This is a genomic window from Streptomyces sp. NPDC047515, assembly GCF_040643055.1.
Lineage (GTDB): Bacteria > Actinomycetota > Actinomycetes > Streptomycetales > Streptomycetaceae > Streptomyces.
In genome coordinates, this window is record NZ_JBEYTM010000013.1 from 147,394 (window position 1) to 168,858 (window position 21,465).

The 21,465-nt window shown below is 71.9% G+C and carries 18 protein-coding genes; 11 read left to right on the forward strand and 7 right to left on the reverse strand.

What is annotated here, in order from left to right:
• Window positions 1-75 precede the first annotated feature (75 nt).
• The 3 genes from ABZ826_RS14340 to ABZ826_RS14350 form a co-directional block, all read right to left on the reverse strand.
• Complete coding sequence (locus tag ABZ826_RS14340) at window positions 76-711, reverse strand: SigE family RNA polymerase sigma factor (protein ID WP_361446919.1); 636 nt, start codon at window positions 709-711, stop codon at window positions 76-78.
• Between the two features lie 174 nt (window positions 712-885).
• Window positions 886-1,788 carry an A/G-specific adenine glycosylase gene (locus tag ABZ826_RS14345; protein WP_361446921.1) on the reverse strand — a complete coding sequence of 301 codons (903 nt, stop codon included), beginning with the start codon at window positions 1,786-1,788 and terminating at the stop codon, window positions 886-888.
• Between the two features lie 146 nt (window positions 1,789-1,934).
• A complete protein-coding gene (locus ABZ826_RS14350) occupies window positions 1,935-2,594 on the reverse strand; it encodes a phosphatase PAP2 family protein (RefSeq protein WP_361446923.1) in 660 nt (219 codons plus the stop codon).
• Window positions 2,595-2,766: 172 nt separating this feature from the next.
• Between ABZ826_RS14350 and ABZ826_RS14355 the strand changes: the two genes are divergently transcribed.
• Entirely contained in the window at window positions 2,767-3,582 is an 816-nt protein-coding gene (locus ABZ826_RS14355; RefSeq protein ID WP_361446925.1) for a hypothetical protein, read from the forward strand.
• A gap of 219 nt (window positions 3,583-3,801) precedes the next feature.
• Here the strand turns inward: ABZ826_RS14355 and disA are convergent, their stop codons facing one another.
• Window positions 3,802-4,926: a DNA integrity scanning diadenylate cyclase DisA gene (gene disA, locus ABZ826_RS14360; protein ID WP_361446927.1), complete on the reverse strand. Its 1,125-nt coding sequence runs from the start codon at window positions 4,924-4,926 to the stop codon at window positions 3,802-3,804.
• Between the two features lie 80 nt (window positions 4,927-5,006).
• Window positions 5,007-6,419, reverse strand: a complete 1,413-nt coding sequence (radA, locus tag ABZ826_RS14365; protein WP_361446929.1) for a DNA repair protein RadA — start codon at window positions 6,417-6,419, stop codon at window positions 5,007-5,009.
• Window positions 6,420-6,671: 252 nt separating this feature from the next.
• Between radA and ABZ826_RS14370 the strand changes: the two genes are divergently transcribed.
• Complete coding sequence (locus ABZ826_RS14370) at window positions 6,672-8,540, forward strand: hypothetical protein (protein ID WP_361446931.1); 1,869 nt, start codon at window positions 6,672-6,674, stop codon at window positions 8,538-8,540.
• Window positions 8,541-8,756: 216 nt separating this feature from the next.
• Here ABZ826_RS14370 and ABZ826_RS14375 read toward each other — a convergent pair whose 3' ends face one another.
• Entirely contained in the window at window positions 8,757-9,608 is an 852-nt protein-coding gene (locus tag ABZ826_RS14375; RefSeq protein ID WP_361446933.1) for a hypothetical protein, read from the reverse strand.
• 40 nt (window positions 9,609-9,648) lie between these two features.
• Between ABZ826_RS14375 and ABZ826_RS14380 the strand changes: the two genes are divergently transcribed.
• The 4 genes from ABZ826_RS14380 (at window position 9,649) to ilvD (ending at window position 14,220) form a co-directional block, all read left to right on the forward strand.
• Window positions 9,649-10,596 carry a Ppx/GppA phosphatase family protein gene (locus ABZ826_RS14380; protein ID WP_361446935.1) on the forward strand — a complete coding sequence of 316 codons (948 nt, stop codon included), beginning with the start codon at window positions 9,649-9,651 and terminating at the stop codon, window positions 10,594-10,596.
• A 124-nt stretch (window positions 10,597-10,720) separates the two neighbouring features.
• Entirely contained in the window at window positions 10,721-11,548 is an 828-nt protein-coding gene (locus ABZ826_RS14385; RefSeq protein ID WP_361446937.1) for a sugar phosphate isomerase/epimerase, read from the forward strand.
• Window positions 11,545-12,186 (forward strand): TetR family transcriptional regulator, encoded by a 642-nt coding sequence (locus tag ABZ826_RS14390; protein WP_361446939.1) that lies wholly within the window; start codon window positions 11,545-11,547, stop codon window positions 12,184-12,186. The genes ABZ826_RS14385 and ABZ826_RS14390 overlap by 4 nt, the downstream gene beginning before the upstream one ends.
• Before the next feature lie 183 nt (window positions 12,187-12,369).
• Window positions 12,370-14,220, forward strand: coding sequence for a dihydroxy-acid dehydratase (gene ilvD / locus ABZ826_RS14395; protein ID WP_361446941.1), 1,851 nt, complete (start codon window positions 12,370-12,372; stop codon window positions 14,218-14,220).
• A 39-nt stretch (window positions 14,221-14,259) separates the two neighbouring features.
• On the opposite strand, the gene ABZ826_RS14400 is transcribed toward ilvD, so the two are convergent.
• Window positions 14,260-16,605, reverse strand: coding sequence for a serine/threonine-protein kinase (locus tag ABZ826_RS14400; protein ID WP_361446943.1), 2,346 nt, complete (start codon window positions 16,603-16,605; stop codon window positions 14,260-14,262).
• A gap of 137 nt (window positions 16,606-16,742) precedes the next feature.
• On the opposite strand from ABZ826_RS14400, the gene ABZ826_RS14405 reads away from it, so the two are divergent.
• The 5 genes from ABZ826_RS14405 (at window position 16,743) to proC (ending at window position 20,698) form a co-directional block, all read left to right on the forward strand.
• The gene (locus ABZ826_RS14405; protein WP_361446945.1) at window positions 16,743-17,069 is read left to right on the forward strand and encodes an SH3 domain-containing protein; all 327 of its coding nucleotides are present in this window, start codon (window positions 16,743-16,745) and stop codon (window positions 17,067-17,069) included.
• Between the two features lie 115 nt (window positions 17,070-17,184).
• The gene (locus ABZ826_RS14410; protein WP_361446947.1) at window positions 17,185-17,739 is read left to right on the forward strand and encodes a hypothetical protein; all 555 of its coding nucleotides are present in this window, start codon (window positions 17,185-17,187) and stop codon (window positions 17,737-17,739) included.
• A gap of 442 nt (window positions 17,740-18,181) precedes the next feature.
• Complete coding sequence (locus ABZ826_RS14415; RefSeq protein ID WP_361446949.1) at window positions 18,182-18,949, forward strand: ABC transporter ATP-binding protein; 768 nt, start codon at window positions 18,182-18,184, stop codon at window positions 18,947-18,949.
• The gene (locus ABZ826_RS14420) at window positions 18,946-19,776 is read left to right on the forward strand and encodes an ABC transporter permease (RefSeq protein ID WP_361446951.1); all 831 of its coding nucleotides are present in this window, start codon (window positions 18,946-18,948) and stop codon (window positions 19,774-19,776) included. The genes ABZ826_RS14415 and ABZ826_RS14420 overlap by 4 nt, the downstream gene beginning before the upstream one ends.
• Before the next feature lie 112 nt (window positions 19,777-19,888).
• Window positions 19,889-20,698 carry a pyrroline-5-carboxylate reductase gene (gene proC, locus ABZ826_RS14425; protein ID WP_361446953.1) on the forward strand — a complete coding sequence of 270 codons (810 nt, stop codon included), beginning with the start codon at window positions 19,889-19,891 and terminating at the stop codon, window positions 20,696-20,698.
• Window positions 20,699-21,465: the final 767 nt, after the last annotated feature.

The following is a 21,465-nucleotide window of genomic DNA, read 5'->3' on the forward strand; positions in this document are numbered from 1 at the left end:
CCTCGCGGCCACCGTCGTTCCCGCCGCCGACACGGTTGCCGTCCCCGTCGCCGTTGCCGCTGTCATCGCTGGCTGTCAGGCCGCGCACCGCTCCCGCCCCCGTTCGTCCACACGCCTGCCCGGCTGCAGCCCGACCTGCGCCGTTGCCCGCGCACGTACCGGAGCACGGCCGGCCGCGGTCGGTCCCTGCTCCTCCCGGAGCCGGGCCTCCCTGCTCGCTGCCTCACGGCTCTCCAGCTCCTGGCGCAGCCGGGCCAGCGCACGGTGCAGCGTGCTCTTCACCGTACCGGCCGACATACCGAGCGCCGCGGCCGTCTCTTCCGTACTCATCTGCTCCCAGTGTCGCAGCACGACGACGCTGCGCTGCTTGGGAGCCAGTACGCCCAGCACATCCATCAGCAGGGCGCGGTCGGCGCGCTGCTCGGTGCCGTCCTCGACGCTCGCGTCGGGCAGTTGTTCGGTGGGGACCTCGTCCAGCTTGCGGGCCCGCCACCACTCGGTACGGGTGTTGATCATGACGCGGCGCAGATAGGCGTCGGCGAGGGACTTGTCGGCGATGCCGTCCCAGCGGCCGTACGTGCGGGCCAGGGCGGTCTGCAGCAGGTCCTGCGCGTCCACCGGGTCGGGTACGAGTCGGCGCGCACTGCGCAGCAGTGCCTCCTGCCGAGTGCGTACGTACTCCTCGAATTCGAGCACCTCGCCCTGCGCCATTCCAACCGCCTCCGTCCCCGTAGAACCCCGTTGAACCGCTGTCGGCCACCGATGGGCCGGACCGACGTCGTTGACGGTACGGAGCTGTTGTCACGAGGCTGTGCGGAGCAGCCATACGCCGACGCACGGCTGTCCATCGGTTGTGTAACAGCAGGGGAGAGGCGAGCCTGCGGCTCAGCTCAGCGGCAGCCGGTACCGTCCGCCGGCCAGCGGTTCGACCAAGCCGTCCGCGACCAGTCCGTCCAGCGCGCGGGCGCGCTGCACCGGTTCGTCCCACACCGCGTCCAGTGCCGACTGCGGCACCGGTGTCACGGCCTCGCGCAGTACGGCGAGCAGTCGGCCGCGCACCTGCCGGTCCGTGCCCGCGTACGTCTGACCGCGCCGCGGGGGCCCCTGGTGCGCGGGCTTCCCGGCCAGCCGCCAGGCGCACTGCTCGGCGATCGGGCAGTGGGTGCAGTCCTCGTTCTTGGCGGTGCAGACGAGGGCGCCGAGCTCCATCGTCGCGGCGGCCCAGCGGGCGGCCCGCTCGTCCTCCTCGGGGAGCAGCGCGCGGGCGAGCTTGCGCTCGGCCGCGGTGGTCGCGTTCGGCGGGTACTGGATGCCGGTCGCGGCGCGGGCGAACACCCGGCGGACGTTCGTGTCGAGCACGGCATGCCGCTGTCCGTACGCGAACGAGGCCACGGCCGCCGCCGTGTACTCACCGATGCCGGGCAGTGCGAGCAGCTGACCGTGCTCGCTCGGTACGTCGCCGCCGTGCCGTTCCGTTATTGCCTGGGCGGCCCCGTGCAGCCGCAGCGCCCGGCGCGGGTAGCCGAGCCGGCCCCAGGCGCGGACCGCCTCGCCGGGCGGCTCGGCGGCCAGGTCGGCCGGGCGGGGCCAGCGGGCCAGCCACTGTTCGTACACCGGGAGGACCCGGCTGACGGGGGTCTGCTGCAGCATGAACTCGCTCACCATCACACCCCAGGCGCCCGCTTCGGGGCGGCGCCAGGGCAGATCGCGGGCGTGCTGTTCGAACCACCCGATGACGGGAGCGTGGAGGGAGGCGGGGGGCGTCTGTGTCGCAGTCATGGCAGTCATCGCACCGACGATCCTGGCACGGAAGAGCGGACATCGGCTTCGCGCACTGTGGTGTCGTGCCTCGTGAGGGCCCTTGGGGTGATAATGCCACCCGTCTTGTCCCCTCGGTGTCCGGCAACCGGCCCAAGGGGACTCCCTCCGGGCCGTCAGTGCCGTTTGCGCCGCCTCCGGGACCGGCCGGCCACCACCGGTGCCGTCCGCGTACCCGGCCCCGAGACCAGGGCCGCCACCGGGGCCCCGCTGCTTCGTACGGTGCGGGCGAGCGACTGTGCCGGGCGGCGCAGCACCGCCACCACCACGGCCGCCACCGCCGCACCCAGCAGCAGACCGACCGCCACATCATGCGGGTAGTGCACCCCGACGAAGACCCGGGAGAAGGCCATCAGCAGGGCCAGCGGCACGGTGAACCAGGCCAGCCGGGGCCGGGCCATCGCCAGGGCCACGGCTGCCGCGCCGGCGATCGTGGAGTGGTTGCTGGGGAACGACCAGTCGCCCACCGGCGGACACGGCACCAGCGACGCCGCCGCCCCGGCGACCGCCCTGCACGGGCGCTCCTCGTTCACCAACGATTTGAACAGCTCGCTGCCCACGTAGGCGAAGGCCGTCGCGAGGGGCGCGAGCACCGCCAGGGCCAGGGCGCCCTCGTCCGCCCGGCGGGCGCGCCACCACCCGGTGATGAACAGGACGCCGAAGACCAGAAGGCCGAGCTCCGTCCATATCTCGGCCAGGTGTTGCACCCATGACGGCATGTCATGAGCGAAGTCGGTGATGTCCCGGTAGAGCGGGGCAGTAGATGAACTATCCATGTGACAGAGGGTAGTCAACGAAACGGAGTGGTCGGACGGGACGATCCCGAGGGTCCAACTCGGCCGGAAGACCCGGCGGAACGGGGCGTCCCGGGATGATGATCCGCAAAACTTCCGGGCCGGGCGGCGGGTGGGGCGGGAGTCGGCGCCGATCTCTCGTAGAGTTTGCGCCGTGGGATCTTTGCGTAATCCGATCGGGCCGCTTCCCTCCACCATCTACTGGCGACGGAGGGCCGTAGCGGCGACGCTGGTTGCGCTGCTCGCGCTGCTGATCGCATGGGGCGTCACCTCCGGCGGTGGCGGCAAGAAGAACGCGGACGACTCCCGGCCCGGCGGCAAGGGGCCTGCGCACGAGATCACTCCCGGCCCCTCCCGGCCGGGTACGGCCATCAGCCAACAGCCGGGCGGACGCGACGAGTCGGACGACACCGGCGGCGGGGGCACCGGCGGTACGGGGGCGGGTTCCGACGGCGGCGCGAGCGGCGGCAGCGGCACGGACACCGGCGGCGGATCGGGCACCGGCGCCGGGGGTGCGGGCGGCAACGGTGCGGTGACCGGTGAGCAGGTCCCGGCGGGCTCTTCGCTCCCCGACTGCGCCCCCGGCGCACTGCAGTTGAGCCTGAGTACCGAAGTCAGCTACGGCCTCGACGAGAAGCCGAAGTTCCGGTTGATCGCCAAGAACACCTCGTCCACCACCTGCAAGGCCGACTTCGGGCCGAAGAGCGCGGTGCTCACCATCACCGAGGCCGGTGGCGACGACAACCAGGTGTGGTCCTCCAAAGACTGCCCGCGCAACGGCGGCAGCCTGCTGCTGAAGGTCCCGGCGGGCGCGACCGTCGTCCACACCGTGGAGTGGGACCGCAAGAAGAGCGTTCCGCAGTGCGCGACGCCGCCCGCGGGGACCGCCGCGCCCGGTACCTATCTGGTCGAGGCGAAGGCGCCGGGCGAGCCGTTGCAGCGCGCCTCGTTCCGTCTTGAGAAGGACTGAGCGAAGGATGCGGGCAAGGGCCGGGGAGAAGGCCGGGAAACGGCCGCGGGCGGCCGAGGAGAAGTCAGGCGGAAGGCCGGGAGAGGGCTGGAAGAAGGGCTGAGCTCCCTAGGGGCGGCCCGTTGCGGAAAGCACTCCGGGGCCCGGTCTCCCGGGCCCCGGCGCCGGCTTCTGTCCGTACCGCTACACGTACCGCTACACGTACCGCTACACGTACCGCTACACGTACCGCTCAAGGATCGACGACTCGGCCAGCCGGGACAGCCCCTCGCGCACACTCCGCGCCCGCGCCTCGCCGACGCCGTCGACCGTCTGGAGGTCGTCCACGCTGGCGGCGAGCAGCTTCTGCAGACCGCCGAAGTGCTCCACCAGCCGGTCGATGATCGCCCCGGGCAGCCGCGGCACCTTCGCCAGCAGCCGGAAGCCGCGCGGCGAGACCGCCGAATCCAGCGTCTCCGGCGAGCCGCTGTACCCCAGTGCCCGTGCGACGACGGGGAGTTCGAGCAGCTCGGTGTGGGAGAGCGCGTCGAGTTCGGTGAGGGCCTCGGCGACCGTGCGGGACCGCTTGGCGGTCGGCTCCGGAACATAGTCGCGCACGACCAGCTCACGCTCCGGCTCGACACCCGCGATCAACTCGTCGAGCTGGAGTGAGAGGAGCCGGCCGTCGGTGCCCAGCTCCACCACGTACTCCGCGATCTCGGTCGCGATCCGGCGGACCATCTCCAGCCGCTGTGCGACGGACGTCACGTCCCGGACCGTCACCAGGTCCTCGATCTCCAGAGCCGAGAGCGTGCCCGCGACCTCGTCGAGCCGGAGCTTGTAGCGCTCCAGGGTGGCGAGTGCCTGGTTGGCGCGGGAGAGGATCGCGGCGGACTCCTCCAGGACCCGGCGCTCGCCGTCGACGTACAGCGCGATGAGACGCATCGACTGCGAGACCGAGACGACCGGGAAGTTGCACTGCTTGGAGACCCGGTCCGCCGTGCGATGACGGGTGCCGGTCTCCTCGGTGGGGATGGAGGCGTCCGGGACCAGCTGCACACCGGCACGCAGGATCTTGGTCATGTCCTTGTCGAGGATCAGCGCCCCGTCGAGCTTGGCCAGCTCGCGCAGGCGCGTCGCGGTGAACTCCACGTCCAGCACGAAACCGCCGGTGCACATCGACTCGACCGTTCTGTCCATGCCCAGGACGATCAGCCCGCCGGTGTTGCCTCGGAGGATGCGCTCCAGGCCGTCCCGCAGGGCCATTCCGGGCGCGACGGCGGACAACGAGGCGCGCATCAGCGCCTCGTTACCGGTGCTTTGGCCGGACTTTCCGGGCGATGTTGCCCGGTCGCTGGCTGCCACTGCACTCCTCCGGTCACAGGTTTGTGGTGCCCTTGCGTCCCTCATGCCGTTCGTACGGACGGGCGAGACCAGGGCAAAGTCTACCGGCGCGCGTTCTCCTCCTGTGGGGCCTGTGCGCGGGACCGGCGCGGGAGCACCCTCAGCGCATCGCCCATGTTGGCGACTTCTGTGACCTTCATACCGGCCGGGACCTTTCCGGGGTCGGTCGGGACCAGTGCGTGCGTGAAGCCCAGACGGTGCGCCTCGGCCAGCCTGCGCTGGACCCCCGTGACCCTTCTGACCTCGCCCGCGAGGCCCACCTCGCCGATCGCCACCAGGTTCTTGGGGAGCGGGGTGTCACTGGCCGCGCTGGCCAGTGCCAGTGCGACGGCGAGGTCCGCGGCGGGCTCGGAGAGCTTCACGCCGCCGACCGTCGCGCTGTAGATGTCCCGCTTGCCGAGCGAGCTGATCCGGCCGCGCTGCTCCAGAACGGCCAGCATCATCGACACCCGGGACGTCTCCAGGCCAGAGGTGGTGCGCCGGGGTGACGGGATCTGTGAGTCGACCGTCAGCGCCTGGACCTCCGCGACGAGCGGGCGCTTGCCCTCCAGGGTGACGGTCAGGCAGGTGCCGGGGACGGGCTCGTCGCGCCGGGTGAGGAAGAGCCCGGACGGGTCGGCGAGGCCCGTGATGCCCTCGTCGTGCAGCTCGAAGCAGCCGACCTCGTCGGTCGCGCCGTATCTGTTCTTGACACCCCGCACGAGGCGTAGCCGGGCATGGCGGTCGCCCTCGAAGGACAGCACCACGTCGACGAGATGCTCCAGCAGCCGCGGCCCCGCGATCGCCCCGTCCTTGGTGACGTGGCCGACCAGGAGCGTCGACATACCGCGCTCCTTGGAGGCCCGGATGAGCGCACCGGCGACCTCCCGGACCTGCGCCATGCCGCCGGGCGCCCCGTCGATCTCGGGTGAGGCGACGGTCTGTACGGAGTCGAGCACGAGGAGCGACGGCTTGACGGCGTCCAGATGGCCGAGGACCGCGGAGAGGTCGGTCTCGGCGGCGAGGTACAGATGGTCGTTGATCGCCCGGATCCGGTCGGCGCGCAGGCGCACCTGGCTCGCGGACTCCTCGGCGGTGACATAGAGCGTGCGGTGGTCGTCGCTCGCCGCCTTCGCGGCCACGTCGAGCAGCAGCGTCGACTTCCCGACGCCCGGCTCGCCCGCGAGGAGCACGACGGCCCCGGGGACGAGACCGCCGCCGAGCACCCGGTCCAGCTCGCCCACGCCGGTCGACCGGGCGGTGGCCTGCCGACTGTCGACCTGGCCGATGGGGAGCGCGGCCGTGCTGACCCGGCCGGCCGCGGTGGTCCGCACGGCGGGGGCGCCGCCGAACTCCTCGACCGTCCCCCAGGCCTGGCATTCGGGGCAGCGGCCGAGCCACTTGGCGGTCGTCCAGCCGCATTCGGTGCAGCGGTAGGACGGCCGGTCCTTCGCGGATTTCGTACGGGCAGCCATGGCGCAACCGTATAGGTGAGGTCGGACAGTGCCGCCGGGCGCGGTCCGAGGCGCCGCCCGGCGCGGGTACGCGCCCGTCGACTACCCCGGCACTTCCGCCGGAATGTCTGATTCCAACCCCCCGGATTCCCGGTTTCGGCCTCTTGAACCATGAATTCCTGTCCCCTTTTGAGCGATACGTTCACCCGTAAGGATTAAATGTGCTGAAGGGGCGTTAAAAGCATGCTGTGTGCTGCCTACGGTCGCCAGGTGATGAGCAGCAGGCTGGAGCCCCCTACGCACACCACCGGCGCACACCGGGCGCGGCGCCGTGCGCCCCACCCCGCGGCGCAGCCTTCGCCGCGGCGGCCTCCCGCACGCTACGAGCCGCATCTCGACGGCCTGTTCACCTACTGCCTCTCCGTGCTCTGCGACCACGACGCCGCCACCGAGGCGCTCGGTGGAGTGCTCGCGATCGCGGAACGGCAAGGTGGCCGGTGCCCGGCGGGCGAGGAGGAACGTAAATCCTGGCTTTACGCACTGGCCAGGTGGATGTGTCTGCGCAAGCTCGCCGAACGGAAACAGGGCCGCCAGGCGCACCGGCACAAGGCCGGGAAGCTGTCGGGAAGGCAGCCGGCGAAGCAGGAGACGAAGCGGGAACCGAAGCGGGCGGGCGGACCTCCGGGCAAGCAGCCGGGCGGGACGGCCGCCCAGGGGGCGCGCACGGGACGCCGTACGCCCCCCGCCGCTCTTGCGAAGGCCCCCGCCCCCGCCGCCTTCACTCCGGGCGGCACCCCGGCGGGCAAGGCACCCACCCTCGAATCCGAAGCCGCCGCCGAGGCGCACCGCCGCGAACTCGCCCAGCTGGCCTGGCCCGAGGCCGCGGGTACCACCCCCGAACAGCGCGAAGCGCTCGAACTCGCCGTGCGCCACCGCCTCGCCCCGCGTGCTGTCGCCTCCGTCCTCGGCCTGGAACCCGCGACCGCCCGGGACCTCCTGGCCGCCGCAGCCTGCGAGGTGGAACGGACCCGCGCCGCCCTCGCCGTCGTCGAGACCGGCAGCTGTCCCACCGTCGCCCGGCTCACCGGCGAGCACCGCGTCCTGCTCTCCGCGACCCTGCGCCGTGAACTCGTCCGCCACGTCGACGACTGTCCCCGCTGCCGCCGGGCCGCCGAGCGGGCCGGCGCCGAGGGCCCCTGGCCGGGAGCCCCGCTCACCCCGGCCGCCGTGCTGCCGGTCGTCGAGGCACCGCGGCCCTCCGCCTACGTCGCGATGGTCCACGCCCAGCGGAACCGGTCCGGTGGCCCGCGCTTCGACCGGGCGGGCTTCCCGCTGGACCCGAAGGACCACGCCGCGCGCCGGGACCGGATGCGGGCCAGGGTGGTGACGACAACGGTGGTGGCGACGGTCGTGGCCGCCCCGGTGATCGCGTTGTGGACCGCCTACCGCGGCGCGCCGCAGACCGGCGAGGGCCATGAGGGTTCCTCGGTCACCGCGACCGAGACGGACGTCCGCCACGACGACGGCGCTCCGGACGGCCACTACGAGAACGCCGGCAACGCCCGTCCCCAGCCGGGCGCCCGCTTCAGGGACGGTCGCACCCCGGACGTCTCGGCCGAGGTGATCAGCTCGGGTTCGGTGCGGGGCGTCGGCGGGCTCACCGTCGAGGCCCGCTCGTCCGGCGGCACGACAGTGATCCGCCTGACCGCCTCGGGCGGTGCCCCCGTCGCCTGGTCGGCCCGCGCGGACGTGTCCTGGCTGCGTCTGAGCAGTTCCTCGGGGACGCTCGCCGCGGGCGAGAGCGTCACGGTCCGCGTCCTTGAGGACCATCCGCGAGAACCCGCCGGTCCGTGGAGCGCCCGTATCGCCCTCGCTCCCTCGGATTCGGTCGTGGTGATCCGGGGGCACGGGGCGCCGGCACCGTCACCCGGCGGTCCGGGACACCCGGGTCCGCCCGACCCCTCCGGCCCGTCGGCTCCGCCCTCGTCCTCGCCGCATCCCACACAGCCGACCGACCCGACGCCCGGCCCGAGCGAACCGACGCCGACACCGACGGACCCGGCCCCGACCGATCCGACCCCGACCCCGGACCCGTCGACCCCGACCGACCCCGGGACGGGCACGACCACCCCGGCGGGCTGAAACGGGACGTCGGGGGCGCGGTGGGCCGTCCGGCGTGGAACGGGATGCCCGGTGCGACAGCGAGCGGTCGGAGGCGACGCGGTCCGTCCGGCATGAACAGGCCGCCGCGGCGACACCGGCCGAGCCGCCGGGAGGCCCCCAGCTGTCGCGCCGGCCTCAGCCGTCACGCCAGGCCTCAGCCGTCACGCCCCAGCCGTCGGCGTCACGTTCCGGCCCCTACGCCGGGTCCGCCGGGTCCGCCGGGTGCGGTGCCATCGGCAGCAGCGAGGACAGGCGCTCCTCGCACAGCTCGACCAGCCGGTCGTACGCCTCCTTGCCCATCAGCTCGGTGAGCTCCGGCCGGTACGACACGTACACCGGCTCACCGGCCCCGTGCGCCGAGGTCGCCGACGTGCACCACCAGTGCAGATCGTGACCGCCCGGACCCCAGCCCCTGCGGTCGTACTCGCCGATCGACACCTGGAGCACACGGGTGTCGTCGGGCCGGTCGATCCAGTCGTACGTACGCCGGATCGGCAGCTGCCAGCAGACGTCCGGCTTGGTCTCCAGAGGCTCCTTGCCCTCCCGCAGCGCCAGGATGTGCAGCGAGCAGCCCGCGCCCGCCGCGAACCCGGGACGGTTCTGGAAGATGCACGAACCCTCCCAGCGCCGCGTCTGGCGTTCCCCGTCGTCGTCGACCTCGACCCAGCCGGTCCTGGTGCCGACGTCGTGGAACTGCCACAGCTCAGGGGTCAGCCGTGCGACATGGCCGGCCACGCGCTTCTCGTCGTCCTTGTCCGAGAAGTGCGCGCCCAGGGTGCAGCATCCGTCGTCCGCGCGGCCTGCCTGGATGCCCTGGCAGCCACTGCCGAAGATGCAGGTCCACCTGGAGGTCAGCCAGGTCAGGTCGCAGCGGAAGACCTGCTCGTCGTCCGCCGGGTCGGGGAACTCGACCCAGGCCCGTGCGAAATCGATACCCGTTTCGTCCTCGGACCGGTTCGGTCCGTTCGCTTCCTGCTGCCGCATCTCCTGCTTCGTTCTCTGCTTCTTCGTGTTTTTGCCCGGCTTCGCCTTTTTCGTCTTTGGCACGGGCCAAGAGTAAGTCCGCCGCCCCGGTAGCGTTCCGGGTATGAGACTCGGAGTCCTCGACGTCGGTTCGAACACAGTGCATCTGCTGGTGGTGGACGCGCACCCCGGTGCGCGCCCGCTGCCCGCGCACTCGCACAAGGCGGAACTGCGCCTGGCCGAACTCCTCGACGAGGACGCGGCGATCGGCCCCCACGGCGTGGACCGGCTCGTGGCGACGATCACCGATGCGCTGCAGGCCGCCGAGGACAAGGGGTGCGAGGACGTCCTGCCGTTCGCCACGTCCGCGGTGCGGGAGGCGAGCAACGCCGACCAGGTGCTGGCCCGGGTCCGGGAGGAGACGGGCATCGACCTCGCCGTCCTCAGCGGTGCGGAGGAGGCCCGGCTCACCTTCCTCGCCGCCCGCCGCTGGTTCGGCTGGTCGGCGGGGCGGCTGCTGGTCCTGGACATCGGCGGCGGCTCGCTGGAGGTCGCGTACGGCATGGACGAGGAGCCGGACGCAGCGGTGTCGCTGCCGCTCGGGGCAGGCCGGCTGACCGCCGGATGGCTGCCGGGCGATCCGCCGGACCCGGCGGACGTGAAGGCGCTGCGCCGCCATGTACGGGCCAGGATCGCCCGGAGCGTCGGCGAATTCACCCGCCTCGGGCGCCCGGACCATGTCGTCGGCACCTCCAAGACCTTCAAGCAGCTCGCCAGGATCGCGGGCGCCGCGCGTAGCACCGACGGTCTGTACGTGCAGCGCGCCCTCACCCGCAAGTCGCTGGAGGAGTGGGTGCCGAAGCTGGCGTCGATGACCGTGCGGCAGCGGTGCGACCTGCCCGGGGTCTCCGAGGGCCGGGCGGCACAGCTGCTGGCCGGGGCGCTGGTCGCGGAAGGTGCCATGGATCTGTTCGGGGTCGAGGAGCTGGAGATCTGCCCCTGGGCGCTGCGCGAGGGCGTCATCCTGCGCCGTCTGGACCACCTGCCCACGGAGCAGGCCGCGCTGCGCTGAGCGCCGGAAGGCCGGCTCGGGGCCCGCTGGGTGTCGCGGGGCCGGCCAGGAGCCCGCCATGGCCCTTCTCACTTTCCGCCCCGGGTCTCTCGGTGAGGCGTTCCGCTGCCCGTACGCTGTCCCAGTGGCAGAACCAGTGGTGCGCATCCCGGATGCGAAGGTCGCCCTGTCGACGGCATCCGTCTATCCGGAGTCGACGTCGACGGCCTTCGAGATCGCCGCGCGTCTCGGTTACGACGGCGTCGAGGTCATGGTGTGGACCGACCCCGTCAGCCAGGACATCGAGGCCCTGCGACGGCTCTCGGACTATCACGGGGTACCGATCCTCGCCGTCCACGCGCCCTGCCTCCTGATCACACAGCGCGTCTGGTCCACCGATCCGTGGGTGAAGCTCCAGCGGGCGCGTGCCGCCGCCGAGAAGCTCGGGGCGACGACCGTCGTCGTACACCCGCCGTTCCGTTGGCAGCGCAACTACGCACGCGACTTCGTCAGAGGGATCTGGCACATGGCGGACGAGACCGACGTGCGGTTCGCCGTCGAGAACATGTACCCCTGGCGCTACCGGGACCGCGAGATGCTCGCGTACGCCCCCGACTGGGACGTCACCAACGACGACTACCGTCACTTCACCGTGGACCTCTCGCACACGGCGACGGCCCGCACCGACGGCATGGCGATGGTCGACCGGATGGGCGGCCGGCTCGCCCACGTCCACCTCGCCGACGGCAAGGGCTCCAACAAGGACGAGCACCTGGTGCCCGGCCGCGGCGACCAGCCCTGCGCCGAACTCCTGGAGCATTTGGCCCGCACCGGCTTCGGCGGCCATGTCGTCATCGAGGTCAACACCCGGCGTGCCATGTCCACTGCCGAACGCGAGGCCGACCTGGCGGAGGCGCTGGCCTTCACCCGGCTCCACCTGGCGTCCTCCTCGGCCGAGGCGCCGCGCCCGTGACCGAGGGCCCCACCGGCGCCGACGGCCCCGCGAACCCTGCCCCCAGGCGCCGAGGCCGCCCCTCCCGGACGGCCGACACCACCGGCCCCGACGCCCGTACCCGCATCCTGGAGGCCGCCCGCACCGAATTCGCGGAGCGCGGCTACGACAAGACGTCGATCCGGGGCATCGCCAAGGCGGCAGGCGTCGACCCCGCCCTCGTCCACCACTACTTCGGCACGAAGGACGAGGTCTTCGCGGCCGCCATCGAGCTCTCCTTCGAGCCGGCCCTGGTGATCCCGGCCATCCTGGGCAGCGGCACCGACGGCCTGGGGGAGCGGCTGGCCCGCTATTTCATCGCCGTGTGGGAGAACCCGGCGTCGAGGGTTCCGCTGCTGGCGGTCATGCGGTCCGCGCTGACGCACGAGGCGGCGGCGAAGGTCCTCCGCGGCTTCGTCCTGCGCCGCCTCCTGGAACGCATCGCGGAGACACTCGACGTCCCGGACGCGACCTTCCGCGCGGAACTGGCCGCCTCGCACATGCTCGGGATCGCGATGCTGCGCTACGTCATCCGGGCGGAGCCACTGGCTTCGGCACCCCCCGAGCAGATCATCGAGATGGTGGCACCGACGCTGCAGCGCTACCTGACGGAATCCTGATCCCACCACCGCGGCCTGCGGTGAAACCGTCCCGCCCGCCGCGCGTTCCGGCGCCTCCGTACCGCCTCGATGCGCCGCCCACCCACCGAGCACCCCGTCCCGTATAGCGGACACCGTGTCCAGATCTTGGAGCCGGAGGCGTAGGCTCGGAAGCAGTCTTTTCCGTCTAAGGAGCGAGCGACGATGCCCGAGCTGAGGTCCCGCACTGTCACCCACGGCCGCAACATGGCAGGCGCCCGCGCCCTTATGCGGGCCTCGGGCGTGGCGAGCGAGGACATCGGCAAGCCGATCATCGCAGTCGCCAACTCCTTCACCGAGTTCGTCCCGGGCCACACCCACCTGGCTCCCGTCGGCCGGATCGTCTCCGACGCGATCAAGGCCGCGGGCGCCGTGCCCCGAGAGTTCAACACGATCGCCGTCGACGACGGCATCGCGATGGGCCACGCCGGGATGCTGTACAGCCTCCCCTCCCGCGACCTGATCGCCGACTCCGTCGAGTACATGGTCGAGGCGCACTGCGCGGACGCGCTGATCTGCATCTCCAACTGCGACAAGATCACCCCCGGCATGCTGATGGCCGCGATGCGCCTCAACATCCCGACGGTCTTCGTCTCCGGTGGCCCGATGGAGGCCGGCCGGGCCACCCTCGTCGACGGCACGGTCCGCAAGCTCGACCTGATCAACGCGATCAGTGACGCCGTCAACGAGAACGTCTCGGACGAGGACATCCTCCGTATCGAGGAGAACGCCTGCCCCACCTGCGGCAGCTGTTCCGGCATGTTCACCGCCAACTCGATGAACTGCCTGACCGAGGTCCTCGGTCTCTCCCTCCCCGGCAACGGCTCGGTCCTCGCCACGCACACCGCCCGCAAGGCGCTGTACGAGGACGCCGGCCGCACGGTCGTCGAGATCACCAAGCGCTACTACGAGCAGGACGACGTGACGGTCCTGCCCCGCTCCATCGGCACCCGCGCCGCGTTCGACAACGCCATGGCGCTCGACATCGCCATGGGCGGCTCGACCAACACGATCCTGCACCTGCTCGCCGCCGCGCAGGAGGCCGAGCTCTCCTACGACCTCGACGACATCAACGAGGTCTCGCGCCGCGTCCCCTGCCTGTCCAAGGTCGCGCCCAACGTGGCGCCCGGCGGCACGTACTACATGGAGGACGTGCACCGGGCCGGCGGCATCCCCGCCATCCTGGGCGAGCTGCACCGCGGCGGCCTGCTCGACGAGGACGTGCACTCGGTCCACTCCGCCACCCTCGCGGAGTGGCTGAAGAACTGGGACGTGCGCGGCGGTTCCCCGTCCCCCGAGGCCGTCGAGCTGTGGCACGCGGCCCCCGGATGCGTCCGCTCCGCGACCGCCTTCTCGCAGTCCGAGCGCTGGGACACCCTCGACCTGGACGCGGCCGGCGGCTGCATCCGCGACCTGGCGCACGCGTACTCCAAGGACGGCGGCCTCGCGGTCCTCACGGGGAACCTCGCCGAGGACGGCTGCGTCGTGAAGACGGCGGGGGTCGACGAGTCGATCTGGACCTTCGAGGGTCCGGCGGTCGTCTGCGAGTCGCAGGAGGAGGCCGTCGACAAGATCCTCCGCAAGGAGATCAAGGAGGGCGACGTCGTCGTCATCCGTTACGAGGGCCCGCGCGGCGGCCCCGGCATGCAGGAGATGCTCTACCCCACGTCCTTCCTCAAGGGCCGCGGCCTCGGCAAGAGCTGCGCCCTGGTGACCGACGGCCGCTTCTCCGGCGGCACGTCGGGGCTGTCCATCGGCCACGCGTCGCCGGAGGCCGCGTCGGGCGGCAGCATCGCGCTCGTCGAGGACGGCGACCGGATCAGGATCGACATCCCGAACCGCTCGATCGAGCTCCTCGTCCCCGAGGCCGAGCTGACCGCCCGCCGCGAGGCGCTGAACGGGGTGTACGCGCCGAAGAACCGCGACCGCAAGGTCAGTGCGGCACTGCGCGCGTACGCGGCGATGGCGACGAGCGCGGACCGGGGCGCGGTGCGGGACGTGTCCAAGCTCGGCTGAACCGAGCCGCGAACGCCGTGGCAGGACAGGGCCCCGATCTCACCAGTGAGCGGGGTCCTTGCCGTCCACGCCGAACACGGACCCGTCGGGCGCGGTCCCGAAGACGGTCCGGCCGACGGCGACGGCGACGGGGGCGGGCAGCGTCGAGGCGTAGCTGAGCTTCCCGTCCCGGAGCCGGGGGCTCGTCTGGCCCAGCAGGGTTCCACGCTCGGTGTCCACGGCGAGCAGGCGTCCGTCCGCCGCGGAGAAGTACAGCCGGTTCCCGGTGGCGAGGACGGGCGCCGACGTCCGCCCGGCCGCGGTCTCCAGCTGCCAGAGAACGGCTCCGCCGTCCCGCTTTCCGGCGCCCTTCTCGCCGCCCTTGCCGGCGCCCTTTTCGGCGCCCTTTCCGGCGCCCTTCTCGCCGCCCTTGCCGGCGCCCTTTTCGGCGCCTCTTCCGCCGGCCGGGCGCGTGTCGACGGCGACCAGGGTTCCGCCGTGGGCCAGCAGATAGGCGGTGTCCCCACCCACCGCGGCTTCCGGTTCGTTCATCCGGAACGGCAGTGCCACCCGTGTGACGTGCCCGCTCTCCGGGTCGTAGCGGACGAGTCCGACGGTCTGGGCGTCCCCGTTCATGGATGTCAGGACGAGTGCGCCGCCGGAGGTCCCCACCGGGGTGAGCATTCCGTCCAGCCGCCGCTGCCACGCCGCGTGCCCGGAAGCCGCGTCGAGCGCCGTGACCAGCGTGGTGGACCCGTAGGCCGAGTGCTCGAACGCGTAGGCGAGCCCGGACGCGTCGTCGTACAGCGCGAAGTCCGGGCGCCGGTGCCCCGCGAGCGAATGCCTCCAGCGGGACACGCCGGTGGCCGAGTCGAGCGCCTCGGTCGTACCGTCCTCGGCCGCCAGCAGCAGCGTGTCACCCGCGGCGAAGGGCGTGCCGACGTACGGGGAGAGATCCGCGGCCCAGACCTGTTCGCCCTTGTCAGGGTCGTACGCCCGGAGCTTCCCGCCCGGCACGGCCTTGTGCACCAGGCCGCCGGCGAGCGACAGCACGCCGGCCGAGGGAGTGTTCCCGGCTGAGCGGCGGGACCACAGCACCCGGCCGTCGGTGGGATCCAGCCGGGCGGCGCCGACACCGCCCGCGGCGCAGTACAACGCCGCGGTCCGGCCGGACACCCCCTCCCCGGCCTTTCCGCCGGTGCCGCCCGCCGAGGAACAGACCGGCGTCGCGCTGCCCGAGGTCACGAGCGATGTCCGCCACGGCGCGAACGCCGCCACCGACCCCTTCGCACCACCTGACTCCCCCGACTCGCCGGAGCCGCCCATGACACCGGCCGCCCACACCCCGCCGGCACCCACGACGAGCAGTGCGGCCGCGACGGCTGCCAGCTGCCACCGCCGTTTGCCGCCGCCGGTCGTGATGCCCGCGCCCACATGCGTGTCGGCTTCCGCCCCGGCCTCGGGCTCCGGCGTCGCGACCGCAGGGCCTTCGGCATCGGATCCGGCCTCGGATCCGGCCTCGGCTCGGTTTCCGACGGCGCCGGGCCGCCGCTGCGACGGTATGAACGCGGCGGCGTCGTACGAAGGAGGGCGCAGCTCCGCCATGATCTCGTCCGGGGTGGGCCGCTCCGCGGGGTCCTTCGCCAGGCACTGCCCGATCAGCGGAGCCAGGTCCGTCGGCACCCCCGCCAGATCGGCCTCGTCGTGCACCACCTGGTAGGCCACGATGTACGGGCTGTCGGAGTCGAAGGGCCCCCGACCGGTCGCCGCGTGGACGAGCACGGCCCCCAGCGCGAACACGTCCGCGGCGGGCCCGACCTCGCGCGGACGCTGGAACTGCTCGGGCGCCATGTACGGCGGCGAGCCGATCAGTTTGCCCGTCTCGGTGCGCAGGTCGCTGTCGTACGGCCGGGAGATCCCGAAGTCGATGACCTTGGGCCCGGAGTCGGAGAGCAGCACATTGCTCGGCTTGAGGTCGCGGTGGATGACCCCGGCCCGGTGGATGTCGCGCAGCGCCTCGGCGAGTCCGGCCGTCAGCCTGCGCAGCTCGGCGGGAGCCATCGGCCCGTTCCGCTTCACCTGGTCCGAGAGCGTGGGACCGGGCACGTACAGCGTGGCCATCCACGGGCGCGCGGCATCCGGATCGGCATCGACGACCGGTGCGGTGAAGGCCCCGCTGACCCGCCTCGCCGCCCCGACCTCCTGCCGGAAACGAGCCCTGAACTCGGGGTCCGCGGAGTAGTGCCGATGCACCACCTTGACGGCGAGCTGAAGTCCCGAGGCGGAGCGCGCCAGATGCACGATGCCCATGCCGCCCGCGCCGAGACATGCCTCAAGGCGGTACTGACCGGCGTACTCCGGATGCTCCGCTTCCGGATCCGCTCCGGTACCTCGCAGCGGCGGCATCGCCCACCCCCGTGTGTTCGTCCGCAAGCGCGACGCACGGAGCCTAGTCGATGGTGTGTGCGATGCGGCCGGGGCTTGTAGCCTGCGCGTCGTACATACCGTCTTGTACATACCGTCTCTCAGCGGGGGAGGGCCTCATGGCCATGGAAGAGCAGATCGACACCGTCACCGCAGACGCGGCCGAGGGCACGGCCGCGCTCGCCGGCACCGACGACGTCACCCGGTACCCCATCGCACCCGGCTACCGCGTCAACGTCCGCACGGGGCCGGGTACCCAGTACGGCATCGTCCGGACGCTCCCGTACGGAATGAAGGTTCCGGTCTACTGCCAGAAGCCGGGGGAGCGGGTCACCGGCCCGTACGGCACCTCGAACATCTGGGACAACATCGCCAACGGCCAGTTCGTGTCGGACGCCTACGTCCACACGGGCAGCGACGGCTACATCGCCCCGCGCTGCGACTGACCGCGACCGCGACCCGTCCGGGGCCACGATCCGGGCAGGGCCGTGACCGGGGCGGTTCTCCCGCGTCGGTGACCGGCCCGACCGAGGCCGTGGCCGCCCGGGGATAATCGACCTCGTGAGCGAGAACAGCGAAGACCCCGGTACCGGCGCGACACCCGGCAGCGCCACGCCCGGCTCCACCACTCCGGGTCCGCAGCCCGAGCCCCTGTTCTTCTTCGGTACGACCTGGGTCGACCACGAAGGGGGCTACGGGCTGCGACGGGTCGGGGCGGCGGTCGGCTCCCTCGTCGCGGCGGTCGCCGCCTGCTTCGTCCTGCGCTTCGCCTACCAGGGACTGCAGATCGCCGATGTCGGCAACCTCGTCGGCATCCTGGTCGTCGCGATGTTCGCCATCTGCAGCGCGATCGCCTTCCGCAAGACATGGGAGGGGTTCAGCCGCCGCCCGGCGGATCCGGCACGCGAGGCCAGTCTGCGCGGTCTGAAGACGATCGGTTTCGTCGGCTCGCTGATCGCGTACTTCCTCCGTACGTTCATGGAGGCGCCGGGCGAGCGACTGCGCCGCACGGAGTACGAGGCGGCCCTGGCCCGCTACGCGAAGCGCCGCTCGTCCCGCACCGGGAACCCGGCCGCCCGCAAGACCACCAAGGGCAAGCGGCCCAAGCGCAAGTAGGAACCGAAGGGCAGGGCCCAGGGCCACGCCGTACGGGCGCGGCAGCGGACCTGCTCCCCGTTCGGGCAGCCCTCCTCGCGTGCGGGTCGGGCTCTGCGCGCGGCCGAGACCCGCTCGGACAGGCCCGGCCCGCACCCGCGCGGCCAAGTCCCGCGAGCACCGACACCGGGCCTCCGCGCGGGCCACGATGACCCCATGTCTTCTTCCGGCCCCGCCCCCGGCTCCCGCCGGAACCGGTCGGTGGGCACGGAAGCACAGAGGGGTGGAATGCCCCGTCCGATCACGCCCCCGACCGCTCGCATCCCGGCCATGCCGAGCGGCCCCCGACCGCTCGCATCCCGGCCATGCCGAGCCCCGCCCCCCGCCGCGGCTCCTCCGCGCCGCCTCGCCACCGCCGCCCGGCCTCTTGACGAGGGGTACCGCCAGGATCAAAATTCATCGCATGATGAATTGTTCGGGCGTCGCCATCGAGGCCCGTGGCCTCGCCGTCGTACGAGGCAACCGCACCGTCCTCCGCGACCTCGACTTCACCGTCGAACCCGGCAGGATCACCGGCCTGCTCGGCCCCTCGGGCTGTGGCAAATCCACCCTGATGCGCGCCATCGTGGGCACCCAGGCCAAGGTCACGGGCACTCTCACGGTGCTCGGCAGCCCAGCGGGCCACCCCACCCTCCGCCCACGCATCGGGTACGTCACCCAGGCTCCGTCCGTCTACACCGACCTGACCGTCCGGCAGAACCTCGACTACTTCGCGGCGATCCTCCAGCCGGGCCGCCGTCACCGGGACGCCCGCCGAGCCGCGGTCGCCCGCGCGATCACCGAGGTGGACCTGACCAGCCACGCCGACGCCCTGGCCGGCGCCCTCTCCGGCGGCCAGCTCACCCGGGTCTCCCTCGCCGTGGCCCTGCTCGGCACCCCCGAACTCCTGGTGCTCGACGAACCGACCGTGGGCCTGGACCCGGTACTCCGTCGCGACCTGTGGAACCTCTTCCACACCCTCGCCGCCGACCGCGGCACCACACTCCTCGTCTCCTCCCACGTCATGGACGAGGCCGAGCGCTGCCACCGCCTGCTGCTCATGCGCGAGGGCGAGATCCTCGCCGACGACACCCCCGAGGCCCTGCGCACCGCTGCCCGTACCGCCACCGTCGAAGAGGCATTCCTCCACCTGGTCGACGAAGCCGCCACCCGTCAGGAGACCCTCCGATGAGCACGACCCCGACCTCGACCTCGAACCCGGGCCCGAACCCGGCCCCACAGCCCCTGTCCCAAAGCCGCGTCCACCCGGCCGCACCACCGCTGAGCCCCGCCCGCACCGTGGCCACCGCCGCCCGCGTCCTGCGCCAGCTGACCCACGACCCCCGCACCGTCGCACTGCTCCTGCTGATCCCGGTCGTGATGATCACGCTGCTCCGGTACGTGTTCGACGGCAGCCCCCGCACCTTCGACGCCATCGGCGCATCGCTCCTCGGCATCTTCCCGCTGATCACGATGTTCCTGGTGACCTCGATCGCCACCCTGCGCGAACGCACCTCGAGCACGCTCGAACGTCTCCTCGCCATGCCGCTCGGCAAGGGCGACCTGATCGGCGGCTACGCCCTCGCCTTCGGCGCCGTGGCGATCCTCCAGTCCCTCCTGGCCACCGCGCTCTCGGTCTGGGCGCTCGGCCTGGACGTCACCGGCTCCGCGTGGCTGCTGCTCCTCGTCGCCCTGCTCGACGCCCTGCTCGGCACGGCGCTGGGCCTCTTCGTCTCGGCCTTCGCCGCATCGGAGTTCCAGGCGGTCCAGTTCATGCCGGCGGTGATCTTCCCGCAGCTCCTGCTCTGCGGACTGTTCATCGCCCGCGACCGGATGGCGCCCGCCCTCGAAGCGATCTCGAACGTCCTGCCCATGTCGTACGCGGTCGACGGCATGAACGAGGTCCTCCACCACACCGACGTCACCGGCGACTTCGTCCGCGACGTGCTGGTCGTCGCCGGCTGCGCCCTGCTCGTCCTCGCCCTCGGCGCGGCCACACTCCGCCGACGTACCGCCTGACCGCCCCCGGTGCGAGGATGACGGACACAAGCACGGACCCGCGTACGGGCCCGCGCACCGAGCCCCGTCAGCACGACGCAGAACAGCGAGCACAGCCCGGAGGGTGAACCGCATGACCCAGACAGTTGCCGTCCTCGGCACCGGCAAGATCGGCGAGGCCCTGCTCAGCGGCATGATCCGGGCAGGTTGGCGCCCGGCGAACCTGCTGGTCACCACCCGCCGCTCCGAACGTGCCGAGGAACTGCACAGCCGCTACGGAGTCGATTCCGTCACCAACGCCGAGGCCGCCAAGCGCGCCGACATCCTCATCCTCGCGGTCAAGCCCCAGGACATGGGCCGGCTCCTCGACGAGCTCGCCGAGCACGTCACCGCCGACCGCCTGGTCATCAGCGCCGCCGCGGGCATCACCACCGCCTTCATCGAGGACCGTCTCACCGCGAACACCCCGGTCGTACGCGTCATGCCGAACACCCCCGTCCTCGTCGACGAGGGCATGTCCGTCATCTCCGCGGGCAGCCACGCCACCAGCGCACACCTCGCCACCGCCGAGGCGATCTTCGGCGGCGTCGGCAAGACCCTGCGCGTTCCCGAGTCCCAGCAGGACGCGGCAACCGCTCTCTCCGGTTCGGGCCCCGCGTACTTCTACTTCCTCGTCGAGGCGATGACCGACGCGGGCATCCTGCTCGGTCTGCCCCGGGCCCAGGCCCACGAACTGATCGTCCAGGCCGCCATCGGGGCCGCCGTGATGCTCCGGGACAGTGGCGAACACCCCGTCAAGCTCCGCGAAGCCGTCACCAGCCCGGCCGGCACCACCATCAGTGCGATCCGCGAGCTGGAGAACCACGGTGTACGGGCCGCCCTCATCGCCGCCCTGGAAGCCGCCCGCGACCGCAGCCGCGAACTCGCCACCGGCAACGGCTGACCGGACAGGCGCTCCGTCCCCGCCCCGCAGCCTCGATCAGCTCCGAACCGCGCACCACCTCCGCGAACCCACCGCCGGGCAACGACACGACGGTGGGTTCGCGACGACGACATCGGAACGTCGGCAGACACCGCGACCGGCATCGACCTCCACCTCCACCTCATGCGTGCTCACACGTACGGCCCACCGGGCCGAGACCTCCGCCACGATCGCCCGCACGATGGGGGACGGCCCGTCGGTACCGGCGGTCGGACCGAGCGAGCCCAGCAAGCACGCCCGTCCCACGCCGACCGTGACGCCGACACTTCGCCCCAGCCCTCTCGGCTGTCCGAGGTCCTCCATCAGGCCCCGGCCCAGCTCGGGGTTGACACGACACGCCGACAACCGTAATGTGCTCCGAGTTGTCCGACGTGAGCGCCGACCCTGGTCGGTCCCCGGACAGCCATTCCGCAGTAGCCACATCTCGTCGGCGACACCTGTCGCCCGACTTTCTGTGCGCATTTGCGAAATGAGGAATCCGCGTTCGAAGGAACGCGACCCCGATTAGCGTCGAGGCCCAGGATTCCGCTAAAGTCTCACTCGTCGGAACGGCCCAACGGCCGGGAAGACAAACCCCGCTGACTGGGAATCAGGCCCGAAAGGATCTGATAGAGTCGGACTCGCCGGAAAGGAAAACGCGAAAGCGTGGAACTGGAAAGCGGCCCCGCTTCGACCGGGAATCGGACACGAAAGAGTCTGATAGAGTCGGAAACGCAAGACCGAAGGGA